Raw genomic sequence first — 19444 nt, 5'->3', positions numbered from 1 at the left:
CGGCCGAGACATGCCCGGCTGGCATTGCAGCATCCGCCCCGGGCCCTCATGAATCTCATCAAGGCGGACCCGCGTCAGCGGGCCCGCCCTTGCTTGCGTTTTAGGGTGCTATGTCTGAAGTCGTCGAGCATCTCGCGGAGCTGACCGGATTCCGGGACCGCGACGTCATGGATGTGACCTTGGTCTCCGCCTTGCGCGACCTGCTGGAGCCGCGATCCGTGGCGATCTACCGCATCGTCGGAGAGGCCGGTCAGGAGCGCTGGCTCACACGGGCCCGGCTGGAGGGCGATCAGGCCGTGGCCAGCGCCGATGCGTTCTGGACCGAGGCCGAGCATCTGCCCGCCCTGCACACACAGCCGGCGCGTCTGGAGTGCATGCGCGAGCGCCATGTGCTGCAGAACCGCCAGGGCGACCAGTGGCTGACCCTATTTCCCCTGGCCACCGACCGTGAAGTGGTGGGTGTGCTGGAACTGGGCACGGATGCGCCGCTGCGCAACTCGGCCCAGCGCATGGTCGGCAGCATTCTGCGCATTTATCACAACTTCCAGGGCCTGCTGGACTACAGCGAGCGCGACACCCTGACCGGCCTGCTCAACCGCAAGACCTTTGACGAGAGCTTTCTCAAGGCCCTCAGCGAGCTCAACGCGCCGCAGCGGCAGGCCTGCGACCTGGCCGACGACGGTCGCCGTCTGGCCGTGCCGACCGCGGGCCGCCAGCCGCGTTACTGGCTGGGTGTGATCGACATCGACCACTTCAAGTCGGTGAATGACAGGCACGGCCATCTCATCGGTGACGAGGTCCTGCTGCTGCTCTCGCGCCTCATGCGCAACAGCTTCCGCTTTCATGACCTGCTCTACCGTTTCGGCGGCGAGGAGTTCGTGGTCCTGATGCGCTGCGAGGACGATGATGATGCGGCGCAGGCCTTCGAGCGCCTGCGCCACAACTGCGAGCAGTACGGTTTCCCCCAGGTCGGACGCATCACCGTGAGCATAGGGTTCACCGAGGTGCGTGCCGATGATGCGCCGGCCGGTGCCTTCGAGCGCGCCGATCGCGCCGTCTACCATGCCAAGGCGCATGGCCGAAACCAGGTGCGCAGCCATGCCATCCTGGTGGAGCAGGGGCAGATGCGCGAGAGCCGCCAAGTCAGCGCCGTCGAGCTGTTCTGAGACCGGCGGCGAGGGGACTCCGGGATTTCCCGGGGTCTTCATGGGGTCTTAATCAATCGATTGATTGAATTCGCTAGCATGCGCGGATGTCCGCATCCGAGACCCCCAAGCCCGGCGCCCGCGAACGCATGCTGCGCGAGGCCACCCGCATCTTTGCCAGCAAGGGCTTTGACAAGGCCAGCACCCGCGAGATCTGCCAGGCGGCCGGCGTCAATATCGCCTCCATCCACTACTACTTCGGTGACAAGCAGGGCCTGTACCGCGAGGCCCTGATCCAGCCCATGCTGGAGGTGCTGGCCCATATGCCCGCCCCCGAGGCCAAGCGGCCGCTGTCCGAGTGGTTGCATGACTTCTTCGGCGCCCTGCTGCTGCCGCTGCGCATGGCCGACTCCGACCTGGCCCATCTGATGCGCCTGATGGGCCGCGAGATGATGGAGCCCAGTGCCGTCTACGACGAGCTCTGCAGCCGCCATATCGCCCCCCTGCACGAGGGCCTGGTGGAGATGCTGCGCCAGCGCTGCGGCCTGGCCCAGGCCGATATGGGCCTGCAGCATCTGGCCCATGCGCTCACCGCCATGGCCCATGACTACTGGATGTCCAGTGATTTCATGGAGTCCTTGAGCCCGGGCGTGGCCCGCGGACCCGGCGCCTACGAGCGGGTGCTCGCCCGCCTGGTGGCCTATGGCCAAGCCCTGATCGAATGCGAGATCGCGCTGCGCCAGCGCGCCGACGCCCCGGCCTCCAAGACCAGAAAGTCCGCCAAGTCGTGAAAGTGCCCACTACCCCCGCCCGCAGCTCTTTGCCGGGCCTCTTGCTGACGCTGCTGCTGAGCGCTTGTGCCCTGGGGCCGGCGCCGCGACCCGAGCTGCCCCAGCCCGCCGCCTGGCAGGCCCCCCTGCCGCATGGGGGCAGCAGCGAGCAGCTGGGCCAGTGGTGGTCCCGCTTCGACGACCCCTTGCTGGAGGCCCTGATCCGCCAGGCCGAGGGCGCCAATCCGGGCCTGCAGCAGGCCCTGGCGCGCATTGCCCAAGCGCGAGCCGCGGCCGGTGCGGCCCAGGGCGGGGCCCTGCCGCAGCTTGGGCTCGGTGGCTCGCTGAACCGCAGCCGCGCCGCCGTGCCCAGCAGCGAGGGCCCGCGCAGCCTGGGCACTGTGGGCCTGGACGCGAGCTGGGAGCTGGATCTCTTCTCGCGCCAGCGCCTGCAGAGCCAGGCAGCCAGCGAGCGCGCCGCGGCTTCCAATCTGGCCTGGCACCAGGCCAAGATCAGCCTGGCGGCCGAGGTGGCGCAGAACTATCTGGGCCTGCGCAGCTGCGAGCGCCTGCTGGACATCGTGCAGCGCGATGCCGAGTCGCTGCGCTTGATCGCCGGCTATGCCCAGGACAAGGCCCGCGTGGGCCTGGAGTCGCCCGCCGCCGCGGCCCTGCTGCAGGCCTCGGCCGCCGAGGCCGCCGGCCGCGTGCTGGCCCAGCGCGCCGACTGCGATCTGCAGATCAAGGCCCTGGTGACCCTGACCGTGCTGGACGAGCCGGCCCTGCGTGAGCGTCTGACCGACGGCCGCGCCCGCCTGCCGCAGAGCGCGCGCTTTGCCGTGCCGGCCCTGCCCGCGGCCCTGCTGGCCCAGCGTCCTGATCTGGCCGCCAGCGAGCGCGAGGTGCTGGCGGCCTGGGCCGAGCGCGGCGCGGCCGATGCCGAGCGCTATCCGCAGCTGCGCCTCACGGGCTCCTTCTCACGCGGCGCCCTGCGGGTTGGCGGCCTGCGCGATAGTGGCGAGGGCTGGTCTCTCGGCCCCACGCTGAGCCTGCCGCTCTTTGATGGTGGCACGCGCCGCGCCAATCTGGACGCCGCCCAGGCCCGCTACGAAGAAGCCCTGGCCCTGCACAAGGAGCGTCTGCTGGGCGCGGTGCGCGAAGTGGAGGAGGCGTTGGTGCGTCTGGACGCGGCCGAGGCCCGCGAGGGCCATGCCCAGGACAGTGCGCGCGGCTACGAGGCCTCGCTGCAGGCCACGCAGGCACGCTGGCAGCGCGGCCTGTCCAGTGCGGCCGAGTTGGAGGACGCGCGCCGTCTGGCCCTCAACGCCCAGGCCAGCCTGGTGCAGGTGCAGCGTGAGCGCCAGAGTGCCTGGATCGCGCTCTACAAGGCCAGCGGAGGCGGCGGCTGGCAGCAGCCCTGAGCCCCCTGGCGCCCGCAGAACAAGGAAGCAGCAATGATGCAGATGAACAAGCACAGCAAGTGGATGGTCACGGCCCTGGCCGCGGCCCTGGTGGGCGGCTGGGCCCTGGCGGCCGAGTCGGGCAAGGACGGCGCTGCGGCGGCGGCCAAGGCCCGGCCGGCGCTGAGCGTGCAGCTGGTGGCGGTGGACGGTCAGGACTGGCCCCAGAGCCTGAGCGCCAGCGGCACGGTGGCGGCCTGGCAGGAGGCGGTGGTGGGTGCCGAAATCTCGGGCCTGCGCCTCTCGCAAGTGCTGGTGAATGTGGGCGATGCGGTGCGCCGCGGCCAGCTGCTGGCCCAGCTCTCCAGCGACACGGTGCAGGCCGAGCTGGCCCAGAGCCGGGCCGCCGCCGCCGAGGCCCTGGCCGCGTTGGAGGGGGCGCGCCTGGATGCCGAGCGCGCCCGCGCCCTGCAGGCCAGCGGCAGCGGCGCGCTCAGCGCCCAGCAGCTGCAGCAATACCTGACCGCTGAGCAGACCGCCAAGGCCCGCGCGGAAGCGGCCCAGGCCCGCGTGCGCAGCGATGAGCTGCGCCTGGCCCAGACCCGCATCCTGGCGCCGGACGACGGCCTGATCTCGGCCCGCAGTGCCACCCTGGGCGCCGTGGTGCAGGGGCAGGAGCTGTTCCGCCTGATCCGCGGCAAGCGCCTGGAATGGCGGGCCGAGGTGCCGGCCGCCGAGCTGCCGCGCCTCAAGCCCGGCCAGGCGGTGCAGATCAGCCTGCCGGGTGCTGGCACGGCGCCGCTGCGTGGCAGCGTGCGCATGCTGGCGCCCACCGTGGACAGCGCCACGCGCAACGGCCTGGTCTATGTAGATTTGCCCGCCAGCGCCATGGAGTCCGGGCTGCGCGCCGGCAGCTTTGTGCGTGGCGAGATCCAGCTGGGCAGCGGCCGGGTGCTGAGCCTGCCGCAGACGGCCGTGCTGCTGCGTGACGGCTTCAGCTATGTGTTCAAGGTCGGCGCCGAGGGCAAGGTGCAGCAGACCAAGGTGGCGACGGGCCGGCGCGTGGGAGACCGCATCGAGCTGCTCTCGGGCCTCAAGGCCGGGGAGCGCGTGGTGGCCAGCGGCGTGGGCTTCCTCTCCGATGGCGACCTGGTCCAGGTCGTGCCCACCACGGCCGCGGGGAAGTAAGCCATGCTGAATGTCTCGTCCTGGTCGATCCGCAATCCGACCCCGGCCATCCTGCTCTTTATCATGCTGACCCTGGCGGGTCTGCTGGGCTTTCGCTGGATGAAGATCCAGAACTTCCCGGACATCGATCTGCCCACCGTGACGGTGTCCGCGGCCCTGCCCGGCGCCTCGCCGGCACAGCTGGAATCGCAGGTGGCGCGCAAGCTGGAGAACCAGATCGCCACCCTGCAGGGGCTCAAGCACATCTACACCACCATCCAGGACGGCACGGTCACGGTGACCGCGGAGTTCCGCCTGGAGAAGCCCACCCAGGAGGCGCTGGACGATGTGCGCGCCGCCGTGGCGCGCGTGCGCTCCGACCTGCCGGGCGAGCTGCGCGACCCCATCGTCAACAAGCTGGAACTCAGCGGCACGCCCATCCTGACCTATACCGTGGCGTCCAGCCGCATGGATGACGAGGCCCTGTCCTGGTTTGTGGACAAGCAGGTGACCAAGCGCATGCTGGCGGTGCGGGGCGTGGGCGCGGTCAGCCGCGTGGGCGGTGTCACGCGCGAGGTGCGCGTGGAGCTGGACCCGATCAAGCTGCTGGCGCTCAACACCACGGCGGCCGAGGTCTCGCGCCAGCTGCGCCAGTTCCAGCAGGAGGCCTCGGGCGGGCGGGTCGATATCGGCGGCGCCGAGCAGTCGGTGCGCACCCTGGCCACGGCGCAGAGCGCCCAGGAGCTGGCCGCCATGGACATCGCCCTGGCCGATGGCCGGCGCCTGCGCCTGGACCAGCTGGCCACGGTGAGCGATACCGTGGCCGAGCAGCGCAGTGCGGCCCTGCTCAATGGCAAGCCGGTCGTGGGTTTCGAGATCACGCGCAGCCGCGGCGCCGGCGAGATCGAGGTGGCCCAGGGCGTGAAGCTGGCGCTCGAGGAGCTGCGGCGCGACCACCCCGAGGTGGAGATCGTGGAGGCCTTCAACTTCGTGGACCCGGTGCAGGAGAACTACGAGGGCTCCATGTACCTGCTCTACGAGGGCGCTTTTCTCGCGGTGCTGGTGGTGTGGTTCTTTCTGCGCGATTGGCGTGCCACCCTGGTGGCGGCCACGGCCTTGCCGCTCTCGGCCATTCCGACCTTCTTTGTCATGGAGCTGCTGGGCTTCACGATCAATATCGTGACCCTGCTCTCCCTGTCCCTGGTGGTTGGCATCCTGGTGGACGATGCCATCGTCGAGATCGAGAACATCATGCGCCATCTGCGCATGGGCAAGACGCCTTACCAGGCGGCCATGGAGGCGGCGGACGAGATCGGCCTGGCGGTGATCGCCACCACCTTCACCCTGATTGCCGTGTTCCTGCCCACCGCCTTCATGAGCGGGGTGGCGGGCAAGTTCTTCGTGCAGTTCGGCTGGACGGCGGCCATCGCGGTCTTTTTCTCCCTGGTGGTGGCGCGCATGCTCACGCCCATGATGGCGGCCTATCTGCTCAAGCCCCCTCGCGGTCCCGAGCATGAGCCGCGCTGGCTGCAGCGCTACACGGGCTGGGCGCGCTGGTGCCTGCAGCACCGGGTCAAGACCTTGCTGGCCACCGCGGTCTTCACCCTGGGTTCCCTGGGCCTGGTGGGCTTGCTGCCCACCGGCTTCATCCCGCCGGATGATCTGAGCCAGACCCAGGTCAATATCACCCTGGCGCCGGGCAGCACCTTCAAGCAGACGGCCGAGGCGGCCGAGGCCGCGGGCGCCATTGTCAAGAATCATCCCCATGTGCGCCTGATCTACACCGCCATCGGCGGCGGCTCGGCCGGTTCGGATCCCTTCGCGGTGGGCGGCTCACCCGAGGTCCGTAAGGCCACGCTGACCCTGAATCTGAGCCCGCGCGGCGAGCGTCCGGGCCTGAGCAAGCAGGACATCGAGGCGCAGCTGCGCGAGTCGCTGGAGCGCATACCGGGTGTGCGCATCAAGGTGGGTTTCGGTGGCTCTTCAGAGAAGTATGTGCTGGTGCTGGCGGGCGAGGATGGCCGGGTGCTGGCCGAGCATGCGCAGCTGGTCGAGCGCGAGCTGCGCGGCATTCCGGGCATCGGCGCCGTGACCTCCACGGCCAGCCTGACCAGGCCCGAGCTGATCGTGCGTCCAGACTTTGCGCGCGCTGCTGAGCTGGGCGTCAGTGCAGCGGCCATTGCCGAGACCTTGCGCGTGGCCACGGCCGGCGACTACGAGCAGGAGCTGCCCAAGCTCAACCTGGCCGAACGTCAGGTGCCCATCGTGGTCAAGCTGCCGGCCAGCGTGCGCGGCGATCTGGACTATCTGTCGCGGCTCCCCGTGCCGGGCAGCCGTGGGCCGGTGCCCTTGTCGAATGTGGCCACGCTGGAGATCGCCAGCGGGCCGGCCCAGATCGACCGCTATGACCGCCAGCGCAATATCAACTTCGAGATCGAGCTCAACCAGCAGCCGCTGGGCGAGGTGGCCAAGCAGGCACTGGCCCTGCCCAGCCTGCAGAACCTGCCGCCGGGGGTGATCCAGACCTCGGTGGGCGATGCCGAGGCCATGGAGGAGCTCTTTGCCAGCTTTGGCCTGGCCATGCTGACCGGGGTGCTGTGCATCTACATCGTGCTGGTGCTGCTGTTCAAGGACTTCGTCCAGCCCGTCACCATTCTGGTGGCGCTGGTGCTCTCGGTGCCCGGCGCCTTCTTCGCGCTCTTCATCACGCACACGGCCCTGTCCATGCCCTCCATGATCGGTCTGATCATGCTGATGGGCATCGCCACCAAGAACTCCATCCTGCTGGTGGACTACGTGATCATCGCGCGCCGCGACCATGGGCTGGACCGCATGGCGGCGGTGCTGGACGCCTGCCACAAGCGCGCACGGCCTATCGTGATGACCACCATTGCCATGGGCGCGGGCATGCTGCCCATCGCCATGGGCATCGGGGTGGATCCGAGCTTCCGCGCGCCCATGGCCATCGTCGTGATCGGCGGTCTGATCACCTCCACCTTCCTGAGCCTGCTGGTGGTGCCCATCGTCTTCACCTATGTGGACGATCTGGTGCAGCGCCTGCGCCCGCGCCGGCGCGGGTCCGAGCCTCAGTCGGAGACGGCGCGTGACTTGACCACCCCGTAGCGCGCCAGCGTGCGCTGGCGCGCCTCGTCGTGGCGCACCAGGGGCGGGGCGTAGTCGGCCGGGGCCTCCAGCGGCCCGGCCAGCCAGGGCGCGTGCAGCAGCTTGTCGGGCAGCTCGGCCAGCTGGGGCAGGTAGCGGCGGATGAAGCGGCCCTCGGGGTCGAACTTCTCGCTCTGGCTCACGGGGTTGAAGATGCGGAAGTAAGGCTGGGCATCGCAGCCGCTGGAGGCGGCCCATTGCCAGCCGCCGTTGTTGGCGGCCAGGTCGAAGTCCAGCAGCTTCTCCGCAAAGTAGCGCTCGCCCCAGCGCCAGTCCACGCCCAGGTCCTTGATCAGGAAGCTGGCCGTCACCATGCGCAGGCGGTTGTGCATATAGCCCGTGCTGTTGAGCTGGTGCATGGCCGCGTCCACCAGGGGGTAGCCGGTCTCGCCGCGGCACCAGGCGGCGAAGAGGCGCTCGGCCTCGGGGCCCTGTTCCCAGACGATCTTGTCGTACTCGGGGCGGAAGGCGCTGCCCATGGCATGCGGCCAGTGGTGCATGACCTGGTGGTAGAAGTCGCGCCAGATCAGCTCCGAGAGCCAGACCTCGGCGCCGCGCTCGCCGGCCGTCATGCGCTGCCAAGCCTCGCGCGCCAGGCGGCGGATCGAGAGCGTGCCAAAGCGCAGATGCACGCTCAGATAGCTGGGGCCCTTGACGGCCGGGAAGTCACGGGCCCGGTCGTAGCGGTCAATGCGCTGCAGAAAGTCCTCGAACAGGGTCTCGGCCTTGTCGGCCGCCAGATGCGCCGCTAGGCCGGCGTCCTGGAAGCCGATTTCGGCCAGGCTGGGCACGCCTTGCGCCAGGGCATGAGGGGCCAGGGCCTCGGCGTAGCGCGCCACCGGGTAGGCGTGCAGATAGAACTCGTCCACCTTCTTGAGCCAGGCGTTCTTGTAGGGCGTGAACACGGCATAGGGCTTGCCGGCGCCGGTGAGCAGCTCGCTGCGCTCGAAGATCACATGGTCCTTGAAGCTGTGCCAGGTGCGGCCCTGGGCGGCCAGGGCCTGGGCCACGGCGGCGTCGCGGGCCAGGGCCTGGGGCTCGTCATCATGGTTGGCGAACACGGCCTGCACGCCCAGCTCGGCCGCCAGGCGCGGGATCTCCTCGGCGGCCGCCCCATGCCGCACGATCAGGGCGCCGCCCTGCGCGCGCAGCTGCGCGTCCAGCCGCTGCAGGGCCTGCAGGATGAACTGCACCCGGCGATCGGCCCGGGGCAGGGCGTCCAGGATGGCCGTGTCCAGCACAAAGACGCAGAAAACCCGGCGCGCCTGGCGCAGGGCGTGATAGAGGGCGGCCTGGTCGTCCAGGCGCAGATCGCGCCGGAACCAGACCAGGGCATGGTCCAAAGTCTTGCTGCTCATGGCCAGAGAATAAAATGCCCGGATGTCCAAGCACCAGATGGCCCTCACCAACCAGTTCCTGATCGCCATGCCGGGCATGGCGGACGATGCTTTTGCCGGAACCGTCATCTACCTGTGCGAGCACAACGACAAGGGCGCCCTGGGCCTGGTGATCAACAAGCCCATCTCTCTGACCTTGGGCAATCTCTTCGAGAAGGTGGACCTGAACCTGCCCGATGAAGAACTGGCCGCGCGGCCGGTGTTCTACGGCGGCCCGGTCCAGACCGAGCGCGGCTTCGTGTTGCACGAGCCCCTGGACGAGGAGGGCGGCCACTACAACGCCACCCTGGCCGTGCCGGGCGGCCTGGAGATGACCACCAGCCGCGATGTGCTGGAGGCCCTGGCCCACGGCGCCGGCCCCAAGAGGCTGCTGGTGACCCTGGGCTACAGCGGCTGGGCCGCCGGTCAGCTGGAGGAAGAGATCGGCCGCAACGGCTGGCTCACCGTGGACGCTCAGCCGGCCATCATCTTCGACACCCCCGTCGAGCAGCGCTATGACAAGGCCCTGTCCCTGCTGGGCATAGACCCGCGCATGCTCAGCATGGACGCGGGTCACGCATGATGGCGGCCTCTTCCACGCCCGCCAAGCCCGCCTCCGCTGCCTCGCCGGCCACCGCGCAGTCTCTTCTGGCTTTTGACTTTGGCAGCCGCCGGGTCGGTGTGGCCACGGGCACGCGCTTCAGCGGCACGGGCCAGCCCCTGCGCAGCATCCAGCAGGAGGGCGAGGCGCGCTTCGAGGCCATTGCCCGCCTGATCCAGGAGTGGCAACCCGACGCCCTGGTGATCGGCGTGCCCTTCCACCCGGACGGCGCCGAGCACGAGATCACGCTGCGGGCGCGCAAGTTCGGCCGCCAGCTCAAAAGCCGCTTCCGCCTGCCCGTCTACGAGGTGGACGAGCGCTACACCAGCGTCGAGGCCGAGAGCCAGGGCGCGCGCGATATCGACGCGGCCTCGGCCGCGCTGATTCTTGAACAATTCTTCCGGGAACACCCATGAGCACACTTCTCCTCGACGCCGAGGCGCTCTACACCGACCTTCTGCGCGGTGTGCAGCGGCTGCTGCAGCCCAACACCGCCCTGGTGGGCATCTGGTCGGGCGGCGCCTGGCTGGCCGAGCGCCTGCAGAAGGACCTGGGTCTGGCGGGCTTGCCCGGCGTGATCTCCAGCGCCCTGCACCGCGACGATTTCGGCTCCAAGGGCATGAGCGCCGCGGCCGACCACACCAAGCTGCCCTTCGAGGTGGAGGGCCGCCCCATCCTGCTGATCGACGATGTGCTCTACACCGGCCGCACCACGCGCGCCGTGATCAACGAGCTCTTCGACTTCGGCCGCCCCGCAAGCGTGACCCTGGCCGTGCTGGTGGACCGCGGCGGACGTCAGCTGCCCATCGAGCCGGCCTTCTCGGCCGCACGCGTCACGCTGGGCCCGGAGCAGAAGCTGCGCCTGGCCCGCGACGCTGAGGGCCGCTTCAGCTTCGACGTGAAGTGAGGCCGGGGAGAACACCATGCTGAGCAAACGAAACCCCCAACTGAACAAGCACGGCGAGCTGATCCATCTGCTCTCCATCGAAGGCCTGCCGCAGGCGGTGATCCACCAGATCCTGGACACGGCCGGCACCTTTCTCTCGGTCAATGACCGCGAGGTCAAGAAGGTGCCCCTGCTGCGCGGCAAGTCGGTGTTCAATCTGTTCTTCGAGAACAGCACCCGCACCCGCACCACCTTCGAGATCGCGGCCAAGCGGCTCTCGGCCGATGTGATCAATCTCGATATCGCGCGCTCCAGCACCGCCAAGGGCGAGACCCTGCTGGACACGGTGGCCAATCTGAGCGCCATGCACGCGGACATGTTCGTGGTGCGCCACAGCGAATCGGGCGCGCCCTATCTGATCGCCCAGCACTGTGCGCCGCATGTGCATGTGGTGAACGCGGGTGACGGTCGCCACGCCCACCCGACCCAGGGCCTGCTCGATATGTACACGATCAGGCACTACAAGAAGGACTTCCGCAATCTGACCGTGGCCATCGTGGGCGATATCGTGCACTCGCGCGTGGCCCGCTCCGACATCCATGCGCTCAACATCTTGGGCGTGCCCGAGATCCGCGCCGTGGGCCCCAAGACCCTGGTGCCGGGCGACCTCAAGGACATGGGCGTGCGCGTCTGCCACGACATGGCCGAGGGCATCCGGGATGCCGACGTCATCATCATGCTGCGCCTGCAGAACGAGCGCATGAGCGGCGCCATGCTGCCCAGCGCCGGCGAGTTCTTCAAGAACTTCGGCCTCACGCCCGAGAAGCTGGCTCTGGCCAAGCCCGACGCCATCGTGATGCACCCGGGCCCGATCAATCGCGGCGTGGAGATCGACTCCGCCGTGGCCGATGGCAAGCAGAGCGTGATCCTGCCGCAGGTGACCTTCGGCATCGCGGTCCGCATGGCGGTCATGAGCATCCTCGCTGGGAACGAAGCATGAAGATCCTGATCAAGAACGGCCGGCTGATCGACCCGGCTTCCGGCCTGGACCGCGTGGGCGATCTGGCCATCGCGGCCGGCCGCATCGTGGCCCTGGGCGATGTGCCGGCCGATTTCGAGGCCGCCCGTGTCATCGACGCCAGCGGCCTGGTGGTGGCGCCCGGCCTGGTGGACCTGGCGGCGCGCCTGCGCGAGCCGGGTCTGGAGCAGCGCGGCATGCTGGAGAGCGAGCTGGCCGCGGCCGCGGCCGGTGGCGTGACCAGCCTGGTCTGCCCACCCGACACCGACCCCGCACTGGACGAGCCGGGCCTGGTGGAGATGCTCAAGTTCCGCGCCCGCAAGCTCAGCCGCTGCCGCCTCTTTCCCCTGGGCGCCCTGACCCGCGGCCTGGACGGCGAGGTGCTGACCGAGATGGCCGAGCTGACCGAGGCAGGCTGCGTGGGCTTCGGCCAGGCCGAGCGCCCCATCAGGAACACCCAGTTCCTGACCCGCGCCTTCCAGTACGCCGCCACCTATGACTACGCGGTCTGGCTGCGCCCGCTCGATCCCTGGCTGTCCGGTGGCGTGGCCGCCAGCGGCGCCGTGGCCACCCGCCTGGGCCTGGCCGGCGTGCCGGTGACGGCCGAGACCATTGCCCTGCACACCATCTTCGAGCTGGTGCGGTCCACCGGTGCGCGGGTGCATCTGTGCCGCCTCTCCAGCGCCGCCGGCGTGGCCCTGCTGCGCGCGGCCAAGCAGGAGGGACTGCCGGTGACGGCCGATGTGTCCATCAACTCCCTGCACCTGACCGATATGGACATCGGTTTCTTCAACCCCGCGATGCGCCTGAACCCGCCGCTGCGCCAGGGCCGCGACCGCGACGCCCTGCGCGCCGCCCTGGCCGACGGCACGCTGGATGCCCTGGTCTCCGACCATATGCCGGTGGACGAGGACGAGAAGATGCTGCCCTTTGCCGAGGCCACGCCCGGCGCCACCGGCCTGGAGCTGCTGCTGAGCCTGGCGCTGAAATGGGCCGAGGACGACAAGCAGCCCCTGGCGCGCGCCCTGGCCACGGTCACGGCCGAGCCGGTGCGGGTGCTGGGCCCGGCCCTGGGTTCGCTGGCGGCCAGCGCCGGCCGGCTGGTGGAGGGTGGGGTGGCGGATATCTGCGTCTTCGACGCCCAGACCCGCTGGGCCGTGCGCCCCGAGGCCCTGCTGAGCCAGGGCAAGTACACGCCGTTTGCGGCGGACGTGAGCGGCTTTGAGCTGCCCGGCCGCGTGCGCTACACCCTGGTGGCCGGCCACATCGCCCACGAATGCGCAGCCTGATCGCCGTCTGGCGCCTGGGGCGCGTCAGCCTGCATGTGCTGCGCGGCCTCTTGATCGTCAGCCTGCGCTTCGGCAGCCTGAAGCCCGCCCAGCGTCACGCCCATGTGGGCGCCTGGTCGCGCCGCCTGCTGCAGCTGCTGGGCGTGCGCCTGGAGGTCGTGGGTCAGGGGCGCCCCGGTGCCAAGCTGCTGGTGGCCAACCATGTGTCCTGGCTGGATATCGCGGCCATGCATGCGGTGCTCCCGGAGGCGCGCTTCATCTCCAAGGGCGATGTGCAGCACTGGCCGCTGGTCGGGCGCCTGGTTGTGGGCGTGGGCACCCTCTTCATCGAGCGCGCCAGCAAGCGCGATGCGCTGCGCGTGGTGCACCAGACGGCCGAGGCCCTCAAGGCCGGTGACACCGTGGCCGTCTTCCCCGAGGGCACGACCGGGGCCGGGCCCGAACTGCTGCCCTTCCATGCCAATCTGCTGCAGGCCGCCATCGCCACCGAGCTGCCCATACAGCCCGTGGTGCTGCGCTGGCACGAGCCCCATGAGCCCTTCAGCACGGCGGCACGCTTCATCGGTGACACCAGCCTGGCCCAGAGCCTGTGGCGTATCGCCAGCGCCCGCGAGCTGGCGGTGCGGGTGGAGCTGCTGTCGGCCCAGGCCACGGCCCATGCGGACCGGCGCGCGCTGGCCGAGCATCTGCGCGAACAGATTGGCGCGGCCTTGATCGCGGGCATGCGCTAGCGCCTGAGCCTGGGCTACATTGGGGCGATGAGTGATCGCAGCAGCCCGCTTGTCAGCAGCTCCGCCAGCCAGGCCCTGAAGATCCGCCGTGTCGGCATCGACACCTGGCGCGAGAACGTGGTCTATATGCACCGCGATTGTCCCGTGGTGCGTGCCGCAGGTTTTCAGGCCCTGTCCAAGGTCGAGGTCCATGCCAATGGGCAGACCATTCTGGCCGTGCTCAATGTGGTGAGTGACGAGCACATCGTCAAGGGCTGCGAGCTGGGGGTCAGTGAAGACGCCTTTGCCCGCCTGGGGGTCAACGATGGCCACAGCGCCAGCGTCAGCCATGCCGAGCCGCCGCAGTCCATCGCGGCCCTGCATCGCAAGATCGCGGGCGAGCGCCTGAGCAAGGAAGAGATCCACGCCATCATCCGCGACGTGGCCCAGGCCCGCTACTCCAAGGTGGAGCTGGCGGCCTTTGTGGTGGCCACCAACCAGTATGAGCTGGACCGCGAGGAGATCGTGCACCTCACCGAGGCCATGATTGCCGTGGGGCGCCGGCTGGACTGGCAGCGTCAGGTGGGGCATGGGGTGGTGGTGGACAAGCATTGCATCGGCGGCATCCCGGGCAACCGCACCTCCATGCTGGTGGTGCCCATTGTGGCGGCCCACGGCATGACCTGCCCCAAGACCAGCTCGCGCGCCATCACCTCGCCCTCGGGCACGGCCGACACCATGGAAGTGCTGGCGCGTGTGGAGCTGCCCTTCGAGCGCATGGTTGAAATCGTGCGCGAGACCCATGCCTGCCTGGCCTGGGGCGGCACGGCCGACCTCTCGCCCGCCGACGATATCCTGATCTCGGTGGAGCGCCCGCTGTCCATCGACTCGCCGGGCCAGATGGTGGCCTCCATCCTGTCCAAGAAGATCGCCGCCGGTTCCACCCATCTGGTGCTGGACATTCCGGTGGGCCCCAGCGCCAAGGTGCGCTCCATGGCCGAGGCTCAGCGCCTGAAGAAGCTGTTCGAATATGTGGCCAAGCACCTGCGGCTGCAGCTCGATGTGGTGCTGTCGGATGGTCGCCAGCCCATAGGCCGGGGCATCGGGCCGGTGCTGGAGGCCCGCGATGTGATGCAGGTGCTGCAGGGCGATCCCTCCGCGCCCCAGGATCTGCGTCAGAAGGCCTTGCGCCTGGCCGGCCGAATGATCGAGTTTGATCCCGATGTGCGGGGCGGCGAGGGCTTCCAGATCGCGCGCGACATCCTGGACTCGGGGCGGGCCCTGGCGCAGATGAACGCCATCATCGACGCCCAGGGGCGCCGCGAGCAGGTCTTGCAGCCGGGGCAGCTGCGGGCCGAGGTCTGCGCCGCGAGCGATGGGGTGGTGATTGCGACCGACAATCTGCGCATTGCCCGCATCGCCCGTCTGGCCGGTGCGCCCCAGGTGCCCTCAGCGGGCCTGGACCTGCTCAAGAAACTGGGTGATCGGGTGTCCCAGGGCGAGCCGCTCTACCGCATCCATGCCCAGTACGAGGCCGATCTGCGCTTTGCCCTGGCACATGCGCAGAAGGATTCGGGCTATGCCCTGGGCAGCGCCCAGGAACTGCCGCGCGAATTCGCCAGCGGCAGCCCCTTCCTGTTCTGAAGCCGTGACACCGCTGCCTGGTGCGCACAAGGAGAAGTCCATGGAGCAGACCCTGCTGCTGGCGTTCGAGGATGAGGCGCCCTTGGCGCGCGAGCTGAGTGAAGCCCTGGCGGTGCCGCTGGCTTTTGTGGGCCGGCACCGTTTTCCCGACGGCGAGTTGCGTCTTGTGCTGCCCAAGCCCCTGCCGCCGCATGTGCTGCTGCTGCGCGGCCTGCAGCAGCCGAATGAGAAGCTGGTGGAGTTGCTGATCGCGGCGCCCACGGCGCGGGAGCTGGGCGCGCGTCAACTCTTATTGCTGGCGCCCTACCTGGCCTATATGCGCCAGGACATGGAGTTCACGCCCGGCGAGGCGGTCAGCCAGCGCCATATCGCCCGACTGCTCGCCCAACAGTTCGATCATGTGCTGACCATCGATCCGCATCTGCACCGCATTGCCAGTCTGGATGAGGTGATGCCGCCGGGGGCGGGGCTGGCCTTGTCGGCCGCCCCCTTGCTCGGGGCCTGGATCGCGCAGCGCGTGCCGGACGGTCTGCTGATCGGGCCGGACGAGGAGTCCTCCCAGTGGGTCCGCGAAGCGGCCCGCGCGGGCGGCCTGGACTACGCCGTGGGACGCAAGCTGCGTCACGGCGATCATGACGTGAGCCTGGCCCTGCCCGAGCTGCCGGTGGCCGGGCGTGCCGTGGTGCTGCTGGACGATATGGCCTCCACCGGTCGCACCCTGATCGGCTCGGCCGCCGAGCTGCTGCGGCGCGGCGCAGCCTCGGTCGATGTCGCCGTGACCCATGCGCTGTTCAACGGCGATGCCCTGCCGGCGCTGCGCGCGGCGGGCGTGCGCCATATCTGGAGCAGCAACAGCGTGCCGCACGAAAGCAATGCGCTCAGCGTGGTGCCGCTGCTGGCCCAGGGCCTGCGCCGGCTGCTGCAGCACTGAGGCTGGCGTCAGCCGCGCGCCGCTGCGGCCTCGGCCACCAGGGCCGGATTGAAGCGCGGATCGTTGTACATCTTGAACTGGCGATAGACCTTGAAGAAGGCCCGGCCCGCGGCGGCGTCGGCCAGCAAGGCGTCCAGGCAGCTGCCCAGATCCTCGCGCTGTTGCAGCAGCTGTCCCAGCTTGGCGCGGCTGCTGCTGCGATGCGCTTCATCCACATCGCGGCGCTCCACCTGCCGGCGCATGGCGTGAATCTTGAGCGCCAGGATGGACAGCCTGTCCATCATGGTGCCGGCCGTCTCGCTATTGAGTCGGGCCCCGGCGGGCGCCAGGGAGCGCGGCGTATCGCTGCGTGCGGATTGAGCGTCGACCAGGCCCAGGCGCAGCAGCAGCAGCTCGTCCACGCGCTCCGTGGCGTCATTGCGCGCCTGGTTGTAGCGGTCGATGGCGCGCTTGTTGGCGGCAATCTCGCTGTCGGTGACCTGGGTGCGGCGCGCCAGGTCTTCCTCGGCCCACAGCTTGCTGTTGTAGAAGTGGTTGCGTGCGATCCAGAGCCGGAGCTCGTCCACCTGATCGACAGCCGGCTCCTGCAACCCATCGTGGTCTTGCAAGGCCTGATCGTGGAGCTGGGCAAGTTCCTTGGACGCGGGCAGGGGGGCGATGCTGTTCATGAATTGTTTTTCCGGGGAGGTCGGCTGGCGCGGCGCTGGCTGGCAGAATTTTCTCTGCAATCGATCAACAGTGCCCCGCGAGGCCCAAGAAAATCAATGACCCAGGTCCCTCAAGCCGCCACCAGGACCGTGATCGTGCGGCTGCGCAATTTCGTGGGCGATGTGGTGCTCGGCATACCGGCGCTGCATCTGTTGGAGCAGCATGGCTACACGCCCGTGCTGGTCGGCAAGGCCTGGGCTCCGGCGCTGCTGGAGGGGCAGTCCTGGTCGGTGAATGTCTTGGCCAAGGGGACGCGGGCTCGTGCCGCACAGCTGCGCGCCCTGCGGGCGCAGGCGCAGATGGGCGACCCCGCGTTTGATTCGCGGCTCAATGCGCTGGTCCTGCCCTGGTCCTTTGGCTCCGCCCTGGAGATGCGCCTGGCCGGCTTGCGGGCCGTGGGCTACCGGCATGAGGCGCGCTCCTTGCTGCTGTCACGCAGCTGGCCCATGCCGGCGCAGAGTCATGCCCTGCTGAACTACTGGGATCTGGCCTGCCGCTTTCTGGGCATTGAGCGTCCCCTGCCGCCCGCCGAGATCGGGCTTACACCCAGTCCGGCCCAGCAGGAGCTGGCGGAGCAGCTGCTGGCGCGGCACGGTGTCCATGAGCCCTATGTGCTGATCTGCCCCTTTGCGGCGGGTGACTTCGATACCTTGAGCAAGACCTGGCCCCATTTTGCTGAGTTCGCCAGGCTGGCCTCGGCGCGCGGGCTGCGCCTGCTGGTGTGTCCCGGACCGGGTGAGGAGCAGGTGGCGGCCGAACGTTTCCCGCAGGCGCTGAGCCTGCCCGGGCTCAATCTCGGCGTCTATGCGGCCCTGCAGCGCCGGGCCGCCCTGGTGGTGAGCAATGACACCGGGCCTGGCCACCTAGCCGCGGCCGTGGGTGCCCGTTTGCTCAGCGTGCTGGGGCCCACGGAGCCAGAGCACTGGGCCCCCTGGGGGAGCCGCGTCGATGTCATGCGCCAGCATCCTGGCTGGTGGACTGCGCAGCAGGTGCTGAGCCGCAGCGAAGCCTTGTTGGCGGGGGCTCCGCCCAGTGGTGGCGCGTGGCCGCACTGTCTGCAGGAGGTCATGCCTCCGGGCGCTGAGCCCCGTTGATGTGCGTGGGTGCCCGAGCAGTCACCTTGTTCTTGTATTGGTATTTTTTCGGTTCTATTGTGGCCTGTAGCGGTCGCGCGTCACTTCCCGGTGGCCTCAGTCCGGGCTGCTCGTAGCAGTCCCATTTCAGGGGCAAAAAAGCACAAAAGTAGGCAAATCGGCCCCAAATTGGGTTCAAGAATCCAGTCCAAGGGCCGATCATTTGCTCGTGGCCTGGGGCGGTAGGCGCACAGCGATTGCTTCTGCCGCTGAAGTCGCCATCAAGTTGTCAAACCAAAAAGGATGAATACCATGGTGTCGTTGCCTCAGATGGCTCAGCGCTTGATACCGCTGGCAGCCGCTCTCAGCTGTTTCGGTGCGCAGGCTCAGGCTAATCAGCAGTCGGCCTGGAGCTTTTCGGGTTTCGCCACTGCCGGCTTGGTTGGCACCAGCAGCGACAAGGCGCTGTACGTCATCCCCGGCCAGCTGCGTGGGGGCGACAAGTCCTGGAGCGGCGAGGTGGACAGCAAGCTGGGCTTGCAGCTCACCGGCCGTTTCAATCCCATGTTCTCGGCCACGGGCCAGCTGCTGACCAAGCAGAATGGCAAAGGCAACTGGACACCGGAGTTGGAGTGGGCCTTCGTCAAGGCCCAGCTCAGTCCGGGCTTGGCCCTGCGCGCCGGTCGTATGGGTGCACCGCTGTTTGCCGTCTCCGATTTCCGAGACGTGGGCTACGCCAACACCTGGTTGCGCCCGCCGCTCGATGTCTACGGCCAGGTCCCTATCAGCAACTTTGATGGGGCAGATGCGCTCTACCAAAAGAGTCTGGGCTCCACCACGCTGAGCGCCCAGTTGTTCGGTGGTGTCGCGGGTTCGCATTTCGAGGGAACCAAGGTCAAGCTCAAGAACATGGTGGGTTTCAACACCACAGCCGAGTTCGATGGCGGCATCACCCTGCGCCTGGGTCATGTGCAGGGTAAGCTCCACGTTTACAACAACACCCTGAACAGCTTGGTCGGCACCCTGCGCGGTATTCCGGTGCCCAGCATCTCGGCCGTGGGCAACCAGTTGGCGGCGGATGGCAAGGACGCGAGCTTCACCGGCATCGGCTTGGCCGTGGATCGTGGCCAGTGGCTGGCCAATTTCGAGTACACCATGCGCCGCACCGATTCCTATGTGCCGGACACCACGGGCTGGTACGGCACCCTGGGCATGCGCCATGGCAAATTCACGCCCTATGTGACGGTGTCGCGCCTCAAGGTGGACAGCAGCAATGTGGGCAGCTTGCCGACCGCCGTGGGCGTGCCGGCCATCGATGCCGCGCTGCCGACCCTGCGTGGCGGGGTTAATCTGGTGGTGGCGGGTCAGTCCACCGAGCAGAACACCACGGCTCTGGGCCTGCGCTGGGATGCCTGGCGCAATATCGCGCTCAAGGCCCAGTACGATCGCGTCACGCCCAAGCGCGGCGATGGTCTGTTCACCGGCGCACAGCCCGGATTCGGGGGCGACAGCGTGAACGTCTACAGCCTGGCCGTGGACTTTGTGTTCTGAGGCGGGGGACCCA

The 19444-nt window shown here is 68.7% G+C and carries 17 protein-coding genes; 15 read left to right on the top strand and 2 right to left on the bottom strand.

Annotated elements, in window-relative coordinates; genetic code table 11:
- The first annotated feature begins 110 nt into the window (after window positions 1-110).
- The 5 genes from DFR39_RS15355 to DFR39_RS15335 all read left to right on the top strand — a co-directional run bounded on the left by DFR39_RS15355 (window position 111) and on the right by DFR39_RS15335 (window position 7605).
- Complete coding sequence (locus tag DFR39_RS15355) at window positions 111-1166, top strand: GGDEF domain-containing protein (RefSeq protein WP_133604506.1); 1056 nt, start codon at window positions 111-113, stop codon at window positions 1164-1166.
- A gap of 86 nt (window positions 1167-1252) precedes the next feature.
- Window positions 1253-1936, top strand: coding sequence for a TetR/AcrR family transcriptional regulator (locus DFR39_RS15350; protein WP_133604505.1), 684 nt, complete (start codon window positions 1253-1255; stop codon window positions 1934-1936).
- Window positions 1933-3336: an efflux transporter outer membrane subunit gene (locus DFR39_RS15345; protein WP_162849545.1), complete on the top strand. Its 1404-nt coding sequence runs from the start codon at window positions 1933-1935 to the stop codon at window positions 3334-3336. The genes DFR39_RS15350 and DFR39_RS15345 overlap by 4 nt, the downstream gene beginning before the upstream one ends.
- 33 nt (window positions 3337-3369) lie before the next feature.
- The gene (locus tag DFR39_RS15340) at window positions 3370-4503 is read left to right on the top strand and encodes an efflux RND transporter periplasmic adaptor subunit (RefSeq protein WP_246030858.1); all 1134 of its coding nucleotides are present in this window, start codon (window positions 3370-3372) and stop codon (window positions 4501-4503) included.
- A 3-nt stretch (window positions 4504-4506) separates the two neighbouring features.
- Window positions 4507-7605 carry an efflux RND transporter permease subunit gene (locus DFR39_RS15335; protein ID WP_246030857.1) on the top strand — a complete coding sequence of 1033 codons (3099 nt, stop codon included), beginning with the start codon at window positions 4507-4509 and terminating at the stop codon, window positions 7603-7605.
- Here DFR39_RS15335 and DFR39_RS15330 read toward each other — a convergent pair.
- Entirely contained in the window at window positions 7569-9002 is a 1434-nt protein-coding gene (locus tag DFR39_RS15330; protein WP_133604501.1) for a cryptochrome/photolyase family protein, read from the bottom strand. The two genes, DFR39_RS15335 and DFR39_RS15330, sit on opposite strands and share 37 nt — an antisense overlap.
- 22 nt (window positions 9003-9024) lie before the next feature.
- Between DFR39_RS15330 and DFR39_RS15325 the strand changes: the two genes are divergently transcribed.
- The 8 genes from DFR39_RS15325 to DFR39_RS15290 are packed head-to-tail and all read left to right on the top strand — an operon-like array spanning window position 9025 to window position 16099.
- Entirely contained in the window at window positions 9025-9603 is a 579-nt protein-coding gene (locus DFR39_RS15325) for a YqgE/AlgH family protein (RefSeq protein ID WP_246030856.1), read from the top strand.
- Window positions 9600-10037 carry a Holliday junction resolvase RuvX gene (gene ruvX, locus DFR39_RS15320; RefSeq protein WP_133604499.1) on the top strand — a complete coding sequence of 146 codons (438 nt, stop codon included), beginning with the start codon at window positions 9600-9602 and terminating at the stop codon, window positions 10035-10037. The genes DFR39_RS15325 and ruvX overlap by 4 nt, the downstream gene beginning before the upstream one ends.
- On the top strand, window positions 10034-10528 hold the full coding sequence (pyrR, locus tag DFR39_RS15315; RefSeq protein ID WP_133604498.1) for a bifunctional pyr operon transcriptional regulator/uracil phosphoribosyltransferase PyrR: 495 nt from the start codon (window positions 10034-10036) through the stop codon (window positions 10526-10528). Before ruvX ends, pyrR begins: the two co-directional genes overlap by 4 nt.
- A 16-nt stretch (window positions 10529-10544) precedes the next feature.
- Window positions 10545-11507, top strand: a complete 963-nt coding sequence (locus tag DFR39_RS15310; protein ID WP_133604496.1) for an aspartate carbamoyltransferase catalytic subunit — start codon at window positions 10545-10547, stop codon at window positions 11505-11507.
- Window positions 11504-12814, top strand: coding sequence for a dihydroorotase (locus DFR39_RS15305; RefSeq protein WP_133604494.1), 1311 nt, complete (start codon window positions 11504-11506; stop codon window positions 12812-12814). The genes DFR39_RS15310 and DFR39_RS15305 overlap by 4 nt, the downstream gene beginning before the upstream one ends.
- Complete coding sequence (locus DFR39_RS15300; RefSeq protein WP_133604492.1) at window positions 12802-13545, top strand: lysophospholipid acyltransferase family protein; 744 nt, start codon at window positions 12802-12804, stop codon at window positions 13543-13545. Before DFR39_RS15305 ends, DFR39_RS15300 begins: the two co-directional genes overlap by 13 nt.
- Window positions 13546-13572: 27 nt before the next feature.
- On the top strand, window positions 13573-15168 hold the full coding sequence (locus DFR39_RS15295) for a thymidine phosphorylase family protein (RefSeq protein ID WP_133604491.1): 1596 nt from the start codon (window positions 13573-13575) through the stop codon (window positions 15166-15168).
- A 40-nt stretch (window positions 15169-15208) separates the two neighbouring features.
- Window positions 15209-16099: a ribose-phosphate diphosphokinase gene (locus DFR39_RS15290; protein WP_133604490.1), complete on the top strand. Its 891-nt coding sequence runs from the start codon at window positions 15209-15211 to the stop codon at window positions 16097-16099.
- 8 nt (window positions 16100-16107) lie between these two features.
- Here the strand turns inward: DFR39_RS15290 and DFR39_RS15285 are convergent, their stop codons facing one another.
- Window positions 16108-16767, bottom strand: coding sequence for a DUF4254 domain-containing protein (locus DFR39_RS15285; protein ID WP_133604489.1), 660 nt, complete (start codon window positions 16765-16767; stop codon window positions 16108-16110).
- 96 nt (window positions 16768-16863) lie between these two features.
- Between DFR39_RS15285 and DFR39_RS15280 the strand changes: the two genes are divergently transcribed.
- On the top strand, window positions 16864-17901 hold the full coding sequence (locus DFR39_RS15280; RefSeq protein ID WP_133604488.1) for a glycosyltransferase family 9 protein: 1038 nt from the start codon (window positions 16864-16866) through the stop codon (window positions 17899-17901).
- A gap of 291 nt (window positions 17902-18192) precedes the next feature.
- Complete coding sequence (locus DFR39_RS15275; RefSeq protein ID WP_133604487.1) at window positions 18193-19431, top strand: porin; 1239 nt, start codon at window positions 18193-18195, stop codon at window positions 19429-19431.
- Window positions 19432-19444: the final 13 nt, after the last annotated feature.

Origin of the sequence: Roseateles asaccharophilus (assembly GCF_004362405.1) — a bacterium.
Classification (GTDB): domain Bacteria; phylum Pseudomonadota; class Gammaproteobacteria; order Burkholderiales; family Burkholderiaceae_C; genus Kinneretia; species Kinneretia asaccharophila.
This window is presented reverse-complemented; position numbering and strand designations above follow the sequence as displayed.

What these genes read in the sequence shown, in the direction of transcription:
- DFR39_RS15355 (WP_133604506.1), top strand. Translation starts at nt 111, where the DNA reads ATGTCTGAAGTCGTCGAGCATCTCGCGGAGCTGACCGGATTCCGGGAC.
- DFR39_RS15350 (WP_133604505.1), top strand. Translation starts at nt 1,253, where the DNA reads ATGTCCGCATCCGAGACCCCCAAGCCCGGCGCCCGCGAACGCATGCTG.
- DFR39_RS15340 (WP_246030858.1), top strand. Translation starts at nt 3,370, where the DNA reads ATGATGCAGATGAACAAGCACAGCAAGTGGATGGTCACGGCCCTGGCC.
- DFR39_RS15335 (WP_246030857.1), top strand. Translation starts at nt 4,507, where the DNA reads ATGCTGAATGTCTCGTCCTGGTCGATCCGCAATCCGACCCCGGCCATC.
- DFR39_RS15330 (WP_133604501.1), bottom strand. Translation starts at nt 9,002, where the DNA reads ATGAGCAGCAAGACTTTGGACCATGCCCTGGTCTGGTTCCGGCGCGAT.
- DFR39_RS15325 (WP_246030856.1), top strand. Translation starts at nt 9,025, where the DNA reads ATGTCCAAGCACCAGATGGCCCTCACCAACCAGTTCCTGATCGCCATG.
- ruvX (WP_133604499.1), top strand. Translation starts at nt 9,600, where the DNA reads ATGATGGCGGCCTCTTCCACGCCCGCCAAGCCCGCCTCCGCTGCCTCG.
- pyrR (WP_133604498.1), top strand. Translation starts at nt 10,034, where the DNA reads ATGAGCACACTTCTCCTCGACGCCGAGGCGCTCTACACCGACCTTCTG.
- DFR39_RS15310 (WP_133604496.1), top strand. Translation starts at nt 10,545, where the DNA reads ATGCTGAGCAAACGAAACCCCCAACTGAACAAGCACGGCGAGCTGATC.
- DFR39_RS15305 (WP_133604494.1), top strand. Translation starts at nt 11,504, where the DNA reads ATGAAGATCCTGATCAAGAACGGCCGGCTGATCGACCCGGCTTCCGGC.
- DFR39_RS15300 (WP_133604492.1), top strand. Translation starts at nt 12,802, where the DNA reads ATGCGCAGCCTGATCGCCGTCTGGCGCCTGGGGCGCGTCAGCCTGCAT.
- DFR39_RS15295 (WP_133604491.1), top strand. Translation starts at nt 13,573, where the DNA reads ATGAGTGATCGCAGCAGCCCGCTTGTCAGCAGCTCCGCCAGCCAGGCC.
- DFR39_RS15290 (WP_133604490.1), top strand. Translation starts at nt 15,209, where the DNA reads ATGGAGCAGACCCTGCTGCTGGCGTTCGAGGATGAGGCGCCCTTGGCG.
- DFR39_RS15285 (WP_133604489.1), bottom strand. Translation starts at nt 16,767, where the DNA reads ATGAACAGCATCGCCCCCCTGCCCGCGTCCAAGGAACTTGCCCAGCTC.
- DFR39_RS15280 (WP_133604488.1), top strand. Translation starts at nt 16,864, where the DNA reads ATGACCCAGGTCCCTCAAGCCGCCACCAGGACCGTGATCGTGCGGCTG.
- DFR39_RS15275 (WP_133604487.1), top strand. Translation starts at nt 18,193, where the DNA reads ATGGTGTCGTTGCCTCAGATGGCTCAGCGCTTGATACCGCTGGCAGCC.